The organism is Brevinematia bacterium, from assembly GCA_039630355.1.
Taxonomy (GTDB): Bacteria; Spirochaetota; Brevinematia; order DTOW01; family DTOW01; genus SKYB106.
On sequence record JBCNVF010000117.1, the window covers coordinates 1 to 10,832 of the forward strand.

Here is a 10,832-nt window from a genome sequence, read left to right on the forward strand (position 1 = left end):
TTGTTCTGAGCTTTATGCTGTGTTCTATTAATGTCATTCCCAGTATTTTTCTGATATCCAGAGAGCCTACTCTACTTCTAAAGACCTCTTTTGCGAATTTGTTCAGGTGATACATTTCTTTGAAGGAAGGAGAGTTTATGAATATCTCCGATCCATCGTCTAATTGGGTAAAAGAGATGCGGTGGTGGATTATCATGAAGGTACAAAGATTACAGATTTTCAAGTTTAGCTCTAGGTTCCAATGCGAATTTTGAAACTCGCCTTTCGAAGCACCAAGTAGGATGTTATGAGGTTGGCTAAACCTTGAGATTTTTTCAAAAAAATCTCCTGCAGTACTCTTGTAGTTTTGGGAAACATACTTACATAGTTAATGTAGTATGGATCAGTACAGAAACTACATTCTTTTTGCATTTTGTCTCTAGCTCGCATATCTCCTAGATATGCGAAGGAAGTATTGTTTAAAAATTTCCCTTTGGCTTCCTTTTGTCCCGATAAAATTCCTATAATAATCATTCTTTCCAACAAGATTAACAAACCTACTCTTGTTAAGATAATCCTCTAGATCAATCTTTCGAAAAACTTGTCCATCAATTTTCACAAGATTTCCTTCAAACTTGTAGGCTTTACTATCTGTAACATCTAAACGGTTCAAAAACCCTACTACTCCTGCATTATAAAGCCAGTTTGACGGATAGAGCGTTATGGGGTTGTTTTGATCACTACCGTCTTTACTACTACCCATTAGTCCCTTCTTCTACTCTTCTTTCTAGGAAGTTTTTAATGTAATCCTCTGGTAAGCCATGCTTTCTAGCAGCCTCTACTATAGTATTCCTATATCTATCCGATGGATTTCCAATATTGGTCTTTTGTTGACCATCTGGCTTAATGTATGTGTAAGCTGGAATAATACTACCATCCCTTATATCTACGCATACATATATCTTCTTGTAGGTGCCTTTGTTAGGATCTTTGTTTTTGAACCCTTCTTTCTCGTCTAGTGACTTTTCACAATTCTCAGATATCTCATAAACAACACCCCATACAACATCCTCCTCATTGTCAGTTTTAATGATATCTGCTGTAGCTCCTCCCCATTTGCTAGAATAGCCATTATAAACGAATATATACCCTCTTATCTTTCCAATCCCGACAACCTCAGGAATATAGTTACATCTCTCCTTCATCTGTTCCTCGCTCATATTAGATCCATATGCAAAGTAATACTTAGTCATAAACTCTCACCCCTCTTACCTCTATTATTATATAGTCTACGATTGAAAACATTCTCCTAGCACACATCCAACATCCCAAACCCCTCGCTTCCTCTTAGTCCCTACACCTATGTCATAGATCGGCTTCCTAACCTTTTCTGGTGCAGAAATCTTGAAGCTAAACATCAGCCTCGGGTATGTTATAGTGTGTTGGTGTTCATGATTACCTGAACCTGAAGTATCCTTTTGGCACCTAATCAGTGCCAGAGCTAGTGTTTTGAAAGTATCCCCTAAGACTTTATCTGGAAGAGGAAAGACACTTTCTAATTTCCAATCACAATCACAGAATCTACAATTATTATTTGCTCTGTTTTCCCTTCTGTCTCTATCTAACTTAAGCAATGAGTTATACAATACAAATATAAAGCCTGGGTCATTTGAGGAAAGTGTAAGAGAGAAAGGTCTTGTAAGAACAATCTGATTATTCCTCTTTTCAAAGGGAAAGTACAAAGCAAAGGTAAAAGGTTTTGAGTTGTTATTAAAAGTAGTTACTATCAATCCTTCAATCGCAGTATTTATAAGATGTAGAGTACTTAACCTTGATAGCCTTAGCGTTTCAGCAGGTATTGCTCCAGACTCATGTCTAAGTGATAAGATTATCTTTATCCTCACACCTTTGCTGAGCCCAATTATAAATAACGTCTGGAAGGATTTCAAGAGTTTTGGTAAAGCGTTTAGAAACTACCCTAAAGTCTTAGAGCGAAAAGCGAAGAAAAAGTGGATTTTTAAGAGTATATCAAAGCAATGTACATAAAACCAGAGATTACATTTATCTTCTAGTATAAACTCTGCTAGAGTCTTGAAGAAGGTATCATCTATTTTCTCATCTCTCCAAATCTTTCTGAAAACGATAGGATCAAATAAACTCCAAAAACCAACTGGTGAGAATCCAGAATCGTCATTAGCCAAACATTCTGCAATTTTTGAATTTTGTCTTTTGTTGGATAAAAAATATCATCTGGGGATGAAGAAAGTAATTCTTCTGGTGGAGGATGATGTAGACATAGTAAATTTATCCAAAAAACCTCTTGAGCAGGAAGGATTTACAGTAGTTGTTGCAATGAGTGTAAAATTCGGTATAGAGGAGATAAAGTCAAAAAAACCTGATCTAATCATTCTAGATCTTATGCTTCAGGATGGTGATGGAACTGAGGTTGTAAAATGGGTCAAGAGAACCGAAGAGTTTTCAAATATACCAATAATTGTACTAACCGCAAAGTCAAGTGAGTTTGACAAGGTATTACTTCTAGAACTGGGAGCTGATGACTACATCACAAAGCCTTTCAGTATAAGGGAACTTATTGCTAGAATAAAGAGTATACTGAGAAGATATGAAACATCTGCAGATACAAAGCCAAAGCACAATAGGTTTGAAGATGGAGGACTAATAATAAATCTTGATAGCTTTGAGGTAGTTGTTGACGGTCAGACAGCACAGCTTACTAAAAAAGAGTTTGAGATACTAGAGCTTCTCATAAAAAATCGCGGGATAGTCGTGAGCAAAGAAAAAATACTCTCTCTGCTTTGGAAAGGTGAGGAAGAGTTGTCCGAAAGTTCTAGAACCGTAGATGTTCACATAAGCAAGATAAAGAAAAAACTCGGTCGCTATGGAAATAGAATCTCTACGATCAGAGGTGTGGGGTATAGATTCCAATAACTAATAAAGTCCTAACTGCTTCCAAACCATTACAAAGGTTTGGAATTCTGGAAAATATCCGAAAATTCAGCTATGAGGTGTAAAGTATGAGGAGGGCGCTTTTAATCTTAGTGTTTTCCGTAGTCTTTATAATTTTTGTAGTAGCAGGTTTCTTTGTATATTGGTTATACAAAGAGAACAACGAGTATCGGGTAATAAAAAACAGATTCGAGTTTGGTTTATACGAGGATGTGGTAAGGGATGGGACAAAGTTTTTGGCAGATTTTCCAAAAAGCAGATACTACCATGAGGTTGAATACTTTGTAGCGTTTAGTTCGTTTGCAGTAGGTAAACTGGAAAACGCAAAAAATAGGGTTTTGAGTTTAATAGGAAAGTTTTTCAGTGAAAACAGAAATGATGAAATTTTAACAAAATCAATTGAGCTACTTGTAGATATACTTAGAGAGCGAAACGAAAGTATGAGTCCTGAAATTGAAGAATATCTGAAGATGGCCTTGGTTAGAACCTCTGATCAAAACGTCAAGAACAACATAATGACCCAACTTGGGTATATATACTTCTACCGAAATGAATACGATACCGCACTTATGTATTTTGAGAAGGCAAATACAGAGCTTGCCCAGCTTGGTAAAGCTAGAGTATACATAGAAAAGGGGGACTACGAGTCAGCATTTTACATATACGATGCCTACTTAAAATATAATCCTACTGGTAAATACCGTAAGTCTGTTGTTGAAGCTTACTCAAAGCAGATGTATGGCTATGCTTCAAGACTACTTAGAGACAAAGAATACTCACAGTCCGCAAAGTATTTCGCTAAGGTTATAAACACTTTTCCAAATACAATATACGAAGATGCCAGTTTATACTGGCTCGGGGAAATATACACAATCTACAAGAAGTATGACAAGGCAATAGAGTTTTTTGATAGAGCTATGAATAATGAGCCGAAAAACAAAGATGAAGATGCTTTGTTCAAGAAAGGAGTAGTGTTGTATTATGCTGGAAAACTAGTTGATTCAGTTGCTGTTTTCAAAAAGTTTCTTCTAAATTACCCAAATTCAAGGTTAGCGGATGAAGCTAGGAAGTGGGTTAATGTGCTAACAAAGGAGATACAATACACTTACGAAAACGAAGATGAGATTGAATGAACTAAAGTTTCCAAAAGAGGCTAGGAAGTTACTGGAGCAAAAAGCTTCTTTAAAAAGTATTGAATTTATTACTACTAAATCTGGTCTAGAGACTATCAGGAAGAGTGGTATCTTGGTCCACAGTAGTTATGATCCTGTAAAAGAAGCAGAAAACCTAATATCCTCATTGCAACTTGATGAAGAGAGCAAGTATCTTTTTATCTTACTGGGAGTGGGTCTTGGATATCACCTGAAGGAATTGAGGAAAAAGTTTACGAATTCCGTTATCTTACCAATAGAACTTGACGCTGATGTAGCTTTTGCGTTCTTAAAAAAGAACGATGAGTTCATTGTCACTAGATACAACCTTAATGATATATACACAATACTTAACTTTACAGATTTCACAGATATAAAGGATGTTAGATTCATCCAACTACCGAGCTTATACAGACTCTATAAGCAAGATTACGACAATATTGCAAATGATGTTGCGAAGGTAGTGAAATCAAAATTTACGGACCTTTTAACTAGAATAAATTTTGACAAACTGTGGGTTAAGAATACTCTTCTAAACTTACCTAATGTTCTTAAGTATGGTAGCGTAACCAAAGAGGTTGTAGAGAAAAACTTTGAAAACTTTTTGGGCAGACCGTTTGTTGTTCTAGGGGCTGGATATTCAGCATTTTTTCTTCTTGAAGAGATAAAGAGGTATAGAGAGAAGATTGTTTTGTGTGCTGTAGATACTGTTTTGAAAACACTACTAGCTTATGGAATTCAACCAGATTTTGTATTTTCACTTGACTCACAGTTTGCAAATCTTAAGGATCTTTTTGGTATCAGTACTAGAGGACTGACATTGCTCTCTGATATCGTGGTATCTCCAGAACTAATAAGAAATTTTAAGGGAGATGTATTTTTGACAAAAAGTTCCCATATTGAGACTGTAGGAGGAATCGTTTATGAGATAACTAACAACATTGTGTTATGGACAGAAGAGTTAACAGGATATAAGTTGTTAGGGCTTGAGAGTGGTGGTTCGGTTTCTACAAACTTATTTCATTTTGCCCTGCTTATGGGTGGTAACCCCGTGTTCTTAATAGGAGTAGATTTGGGATTTCCTTACCTAGTATCTCATATAAAAGGTTCACCTTCGTTTGAACATTTTATCCTGAAGGGTAACATATTCCAGACAAGTGATACTTTTTCAGTATCTTCAGTGCTGAAAGATCACATAATACTGGACGGAATAAAGGAAAAAGAGTGCATATCCCACAAGATAATGGAAACGTATAAGCTGTGGTTTGACAGCGCAAGTGATACGTCAAACTTAAAAAGTGTGATCAACATCTCAGACGGTGTTAGACTCAAAGGTATCACTAATCTTCCAACTAGTGAAGGTAAAAATTTACTCTCCTCACTTCTAAAAGAGTGTCCAGATATTCCTAGAAAACATAAAATAGAGCACGTAAAACCTTCTGCAGATGTGAGGAAAATACTTGAACGATTAGATGCACTGGTAACTGCAACTCAAGAAGCTCTGAATAGTTTCTCAAAGAAATCATTAGACTTGTTGATTGAAAACTATCCGTTTGTTCTGAATGTTGTTAGTAAGTCCTTATTTCCTTTTTTCAGAGGACAAAAGGAGTTTGAAGAGTGTAGGAATGGTGTAGTAAAAGATCTAGTCTACCTTGTAAAGATCGTTAAGAGTGTCTCTAGCTTGCTAGAATATAGCAAGTAGTACAATCGTGTGACCAGACTTAAAATTTTGTTATCTCTAGAAGTTCAATTTTTACAATGTTGCCTTAGATTGAGTTTCAGCTTTTGTTGAGAAGGTATTTACCCAGTTCCGACAGGGACTGCGAGAGAGAAAAAACCATACCTGATTGTTAAATTTATTATTGACAATGGATTCCAATTTCCTTTGTAAGTAGACAAGATTCTAGGATTTTTACTTGTATACTTTCTTTTGTTCTAGATAGTATTCGTTAGTCACAAGGCTTCACTTTACGCTAGATCTACTAGGTGCTTATATTTAAGAAGGGTAAAAGAAAAGCCTTACCTAACTATTAAGTTTTGGAATTTATTGGCTCATTGAGTGTAAATTTGAAACTGATTGCAGTTTGTATTACTATTTTGCTTATGAGAAGAGGAATAGTATTTTTGGTTTTTGTGGGTTTTTTCCTAGGCTTTGCGTCGTTGAGTTTAGCAGATACTTACATAATTGTTATTGATACCTCCCTAAGTATGAATAGGAAAGTAATTGACAGTCTTAGGGTGTACGATATAGCGTTGAGATCGTTATCAAATTCTATCTTTTCACTAAAGGTTGGAGAGGTAGTTTATGTGGTTGACTTTAATGAAAATGTTTACGTAAGGCCACCGATAAGGGTAAAGGATGACCACACGAAGGAGGTGATATATAAGATAATGACGGGGACGCAACCTTATGGTAAGTGGACCTTTACATATAAGATGCTCAAAGAGGTAAGTCAATTAATAAAGGAGAGCAATCTCTCTCCTAAGGATACGAAGGTGATAATAATTTCGGATGGTATAGATGATCCTCCTGTCAAGAGCAAAGAATATTTTGTTGAGCTGGAGAAACTGTCCTCTCTTTTTGATCCTCAACAGCTTATCTATTACATTTCTCTGGAGAAACTTCTTCAGAAGGAAGCGAGTAAAGTTCCTTCGGGTGTTTCAAGTATTTCGGAGAAGCTTAGATCAACGTATCAGGTGAAGGTGATTGAGGTTGAAGATACAAACCAAGTTACTGGGGCTGTTGAGAGGGGGTTTAGGGGTGAAGGGCTATCGGGAACTTTGTTTATACTTGTGATTGCGTCAGTATCAGGTGTCGTTGTTTTAATAGTTCTATGGGTGTTTGTGAGAAATGTGTATCTGCCGTTAAAGGCTAGAAAGTCCTCCAAAGTTAGTAGGATTACATACCTACTTGGTAAAACTAAAAAGACTATTCCTTTAAAATCCTATAAAATAGTGTTGTCACCATCAAGAGGTAAAGTAGTGCTTGCAGGTTGGACATACAGTGGTGAGGTGATAATAAAGGCAACTACTCAAGGGTATAGGATTTTCTTTACCCTACCTTCGGGAATAGCTGGAAATATAACAAATGGTAGTATTCTCAAGAAGGGCACTACATTCGTTGTAGCTAACTGCACCTTTGAGGTTGAGTAGTTAGAAGACGAAGATATAGAAAAGGATACTCAGTGCTAGGCTAGTCACAATGCTAAATGAGAGGGATGCCATTATACTTTTTGTTGCCGAGACAGGAACAAAATTTATGGTAGGTGTTTTAAAACCGTGGTAAGAGGCAACACTTGGTATGATAGCTCCCACTATAATGAACTTAGTAAAAAGGAGTGCAAAATCGCCTACACTGACTTTGCTGAAAATTAGATTGGTTATTTCGGCAAAGTTTATTTCGTAAAACAAAAGTAAAGCCATAGGGCCTAAAACGAGAATAGTAAACGATGCAAACACAAAGAGAATTAGAAGTGAAATGATCATTCCAAGTAACCTAGGAAGGAGTAGGTAAAACAGAGGATCTATACCAATAGATACTAAGATGTCAAACTCCCTGTTTACTGTCATATTTCCTATTTCTACAGTAATTGCTGAAACTGACCTAGCTATGACTATGATCATCAGCATCAGAGGCATAATTTCTCTAAATATGACTTTTACAAAGATGTCAGCAATTGTATCCTTAGGGACTATTTCTGGAAACTGTATGAAGGTTATTGATACTGTTGCAATGCTTATTAGCATTGAGACTGTGATTACAGATTTCAGTGCTTGGACACTTGTGAAGAATATCTGCTTGATTGTGTTTTGGTAGAGTAGGAGTTTTTGGTTTGGTGGGTGATACTTAGCCAGTTCAAGGAAGCTGTAGACTGTTAAGGAGATTACCCCTGAGAAGTAATCAGCTTTGTTTATAAGCCAACGCCCTATCCTGCCAACCATCTTCTCTACCCTTTAATGAATACATCTATTATTGCTTTTATTACCGCATCTTCTCCATTCTTGTAGTTTTTTCTAACAGCGTCGTTTATTCCTATTATGAGTTTCTGAATCTTTAAAGCAGTAATGCTCACTACCTTACTCATAGCTCTAGTATCAAGGTTTTTTGTAACCTTGCTGATGTTGTCAAGCTTATATTCAACAAAGGGTAACCACATTTCTGCTTTATCTTTACCTATTGCTGACAATGTCCTCTCATTAAAAATAATATCTATTATGTGTTTCTTTATTTCCTCATCCACGTGGAAATTATAAAGATCTTCTGCATTCCTATTCCATTAAAGCCCGAGTGAGCTTGATTCGGAATTTAGACTAACAAAAGCTCAGTTCTAGGGTTTAAGAGTTTCTGTGTATCAAGTTTTCCGCTTTGCAGTTTAGGCTTTCACAATCTTAGTTGTGCATTTTTTAGATTACTTATCTATGAGGGTAGGAATTTGTTTGGTGTAGTAAATCAATAAAGTCTAAAATTTTTTGTGAGGAGATTCATAATATAGTTCAGGGGTATGAGATGGATGTTTTTAGTGTATCACACTCTTTGGTTTCCCGTTTTCTTTACTAACCTCAAAGGGTATGAGATAATTCTGTCTGCTTGGGGGTGTGAGGGGAGGGGTAAGGAACTTGAAGGAGCGAAGAAGATTGTTGAGTACGTTGATAGGGAGTTTGAGGAGTTGGTGTGGTATGAGGTTGATGGGTTGTATTATGCCAAAACATTCATGAAAAAGACGAAAAAGAAGGTTTTGATAAGGAGCAAGGAGAAGACGCTTGAGGTGTTTAAGAATCTGGAGTGGTATGCTACTATTCTTGATGAGTTTCCGGAGATAGATTGTGGTAGGTGTAAGGTTGTTGAGGGGTATGATGAGAGGAGGGGTAGGAGTTATAGGGTTGTGGTGATTGATGGGATTGAGGATGAGAATTTGGGCTTATGGACACTTAAAAGTATTAACCATACCCACATAACTCTCAAATTTTGGAATTTATTGCACCCTCTCATCTTTGTTTGAAAGTGATTAAGACAATTAGTTATATTCTACTATCTCTAGAGGATGGTGGAACATATGCAAAGGCTCAACTCTGTCGACATTTTGCGAGCTGTAGCGATAGTGTTAATGATATACACACATTTTGTTATATACACAGTAAGCAGTGAAGAGTATCCCTCCGTTTTTTACTTCTCCGACTACATAATCGGAAGTATTCCAGCACCGATCTTTACGTTTATTCTAGGTGTAAGTTTATTTGCTCTGTTAAGAAAAATGAACTTTCAAGGTATCAGTGAAGAGCAAATATCAAAAGCAGTGTTATTCAGAGGTATAGCCATATTTGTTGTATGAGTAATTTATTCAATAGTTATATGGGGGCCTATGTATGTATTTGAGTGGGAAGTTCTTACAATGCTTGGTTTCTCAACAATAGTTTTATCTTTCATTAGAACACTACCAGTATCAGTCATATTGATTCTAACTCTGCTAATGGTGATATTGTCTCCTATTGTAAGATCTATTCTTGGATACCCTATATTCTGGGAAGATGAACTTCCACCTCTTACTGTAAAAGATGTTACTGGTGAATTTTTCTTCAACGGATATTTCGCAGTTTTTCCTTGGGTAAGTTTTGCGATGGCTGGCTATGCGATCGGTAAGTTAGTTTTATCAAAAGACAAAGACAGTATTGAAGTAGCAAAAAGAAATTCTATCGTTATCCTCATACTAGGAATACTAATCTCATCGTTTGGAATTTTGGGTTATGTTATGAATAACATACTCAAACCAGAAAAACCTGTCTCTCTTTTCTTGAGTGAACTGACTTTTCATCCTCTCTCCACGACATGTCTGTTCATATTAATGGGGATATGTATGGTATCTTTTTCTGTGCTATACTTACTCGTAGACATTAGGAAAAGAGAATACGCGTGGATGCCGGTTTTCAGGAGTTATAGTAAATATTCTTTAACTCTTTTTATATTACATCAAGTTCCAATAGTACTTATTCCTAGAATAGTAGGAGCAGTATTCTTCGGCGACGAATATCATTTTTACGAGAACCTTTTTACACCAACTGTAGCAATCTTACTTTCTATAGCTTTTACCGTAATTCTATATCCCCTTCTGGTTCTCTGGGAAAAAATAGATGGTAAATATAGTGTTGAGTGGATAATGAGGAAGGTGTATCACCCTAGGGCAAAATAGAATGCCTAGAAACTTGTTAAAATCTCCCTAAGTGAGCCTGCATCAGTGCCTCCAGACAGTTCACCACTCCACATTATCATACCCCTTTTGTCGTGGACATTGACTTTCTCCACAGCCAAAAAGAACCAACCCAGTGAGTATGAGAAAAATCTTGAACAATGGGTGCTTACTAAAGTGAAACATATCAATGCTTTTAGAATTATACTTTCTTCTGTTATATACACTGTGCATACTATTTATCTCTCATTATGAATTCTAAAAAAAGTATCGTTAATTAGGGCAAGTTACATCAAGGAGTTTCAATGACTTCCAATTTCCGTTAGGTGAATAATCTAGATTCCAAATTTTCTGCTTTTTCGTGTCTCCTTTTATCAGAGTATAACTACTTTGCAACTAGTTGTGCTGATGAGGCCAGAGGTTATCAAAGTCTTTTTGTCATAGTTCCATATCATCTTACTTTTTTGAGTATCATATCAGAGGAAGCTTTTGAGAATAAAGCTAATCACTTAAGCTTACTATGAGGTTTGCTCCTTGATTTTTGGTTTTAATT

12 protein-coding genes and 1 pseudogene are annotated in these 10,832 nt (G+C 36.3%); 6 read left to right on the plus strand and 7 right to left on the minus strand.

Features of this window, described 5'->3' with window-relative positions:
• The 5 genes from ABDH28_07500 to ABDH28_07520 form a co-directional block, all read right to left on the minus strand.
• Window positions 1–196, minus strand: a 196-nt coding sequence (locus tag ABDH28_07500) for a type I-B CRISPR-associated protein Cas8b1/Cst1 (GenBank protein MEN2998859.1), incomplete at its 3' end; no start/stop codon positions are given.
• Between the two features lie 222 nt (window positions 197–418).
• Window positions 419–742 carry a hypothetical protein gene (locus ABDH28_07505; GenBank protein ID MEN2998860.1) on the minus strand — a complete coding sequence of 108 codons (324 nt, stop codon included), beginning with the start codon at window positions 740–742 and terminating at the stop codon, window positions 419–421.
• Complete coding sequence (locus tag ABDH28_07510) at window positions 735–1,232, minus strand: gamma-glutamylcyclotransferase family protein (protein MEN2998861.1); 498 nt, start codon at window positions 1,230–1,232, stop codon at window positions 735–737. The genes ABDH28_07505 and ABDH28_07510 overlap by 8 nt, the downstream gene beginning before the upstream one ends.
• A 36-nt stretch (window positions 1,233–1,268) precedes the next feature.
• On the minus strand, window positions 1,269–1,883 hold the full coding sequence (locus ABDH28_07515) for a hypothetical protein (GenBank protein MEN2998862.1): 615 nt from the start codon (window positions 1,881–1,883) through the stop codon (window positions 1,269–1,271).
• Window positions 1,884–1,952: 69 nt separating this feature from the next.
• Entirely contained in the window at window positions 1,953–2,180 is a 228-nt protein-coding gene (locus ABDH28_07520) for a hypothetical protein (protein MEN2998863.1), read from the minus strand.
• A 55-nt stretch (window positions 2,181–2,235) separates the two neighbouring features.
• Here ABDH28_07520 and ABDH28_07525 point away from each other — a divergent pair, with 55 nt between their 5' ends.
• From ABDH28_07525 to ABDH28_07540, 4 genes are all read left to right on the plus strand, one after another.
• Complete coding sequence (locus ABDH28_07525; protein MEN2998864.1) at window positions 2,236–2,928, plus strand: response regulator transcription factor; 693 nt, start codon at window positions 2,236–2,238, stop codon at window positions 2,926–2,928.
• A gap of 86 nt (window positions 2,929–3,014) precedes the next feature.
• Complete coding sequence (locus tag ABDH28_07530) at window positions 3,015–4,079, plus strand: tetratricopeptide repeat protein (GenBank protein ID MEN2998865.1); 1,065 nt, start codon at window positions 3,015–3,017, stop codon at window positions 4,077–4,079.
• Complete coding sequence (locus ABDH28_07535) at window positions 4,066–5,799, plus strand: 6-hydroxymethylpterin diphosphokinase MptE-like protein (protein MEN2998866.1); 1,734 nt, start codon at window positions 4,066–4,068, stop codon at window positions 5,797–5,799. Before ABDH28_07530 ends, ABDH28_07535 begins: the two co-directional genes overlap by 14 nt.
• A 401-nt stretch (window positions 5,800–6,200) precedes the next feature.
• Entirely contained in the window at window positions 6,201–7,250 is a 1,050-nt protein-coding gene (locus tag ABDH28_07540) for a vWA domain-containing protein (protein ID MEN2998867.1), read from the plus strand.
• Here ABDH28_07540 and ABDH28_07545 read toward each other — a convergent pair whose 3' ends face one another.
• Window positions 7,251–8,039, minus strand: coding sequence for an ABC transporter permease (locus ABDH28_07545; protein ID MEN2998868.1), 789 nt, complete (start codon window positions 8,037–8,039; stop codon window positions 7,251–7,253).
• Window positions 8,040–8,044: 5 nt separating this feature from the next.
• Complete coding sequence (locus tag ABDH28_07550) at window positions 8,045–8,338, minus strand: hypothetical protein (protein ID MEN2998869.1); 294 nt, start codon at window positions 8,336–8,338, stop codon at window positions 8,045–8,047.
• A 261-nt stretch (window positions 8,339–8,599) separates the two neighbouring features.
• Here ABDH28_07550 and ABDH28_07555 point away from each other — a divergent pair, with 261 nt between their 5' ends.
• Together ABDH28_07555 and ABDH28_07560 are read left to right on the plus strand one after the other, a co-directional pair.
• Complete coding sequence (locus tag ABDH28_07555) at window positions 8,600–9,097, plus strand: hypothetical protein (protein MEN2998870.1); 498 nt, start codon at window positions 8,600–8,602, stop codon at window positions 9,095–9,097.
• Between the two features lie 54 nt (window positions 9,098–9,151).
• A pseudogene (locus tag ABDH28_07560) lies at window positions 9,152–10,282 on the plus strand (heparan-alpha-glucosaminide N-acetyltransferase domain-containing protein).
• The last annotated feature ends 550 nt before the right edge of the window (window positions 10,283–10,832 follow it).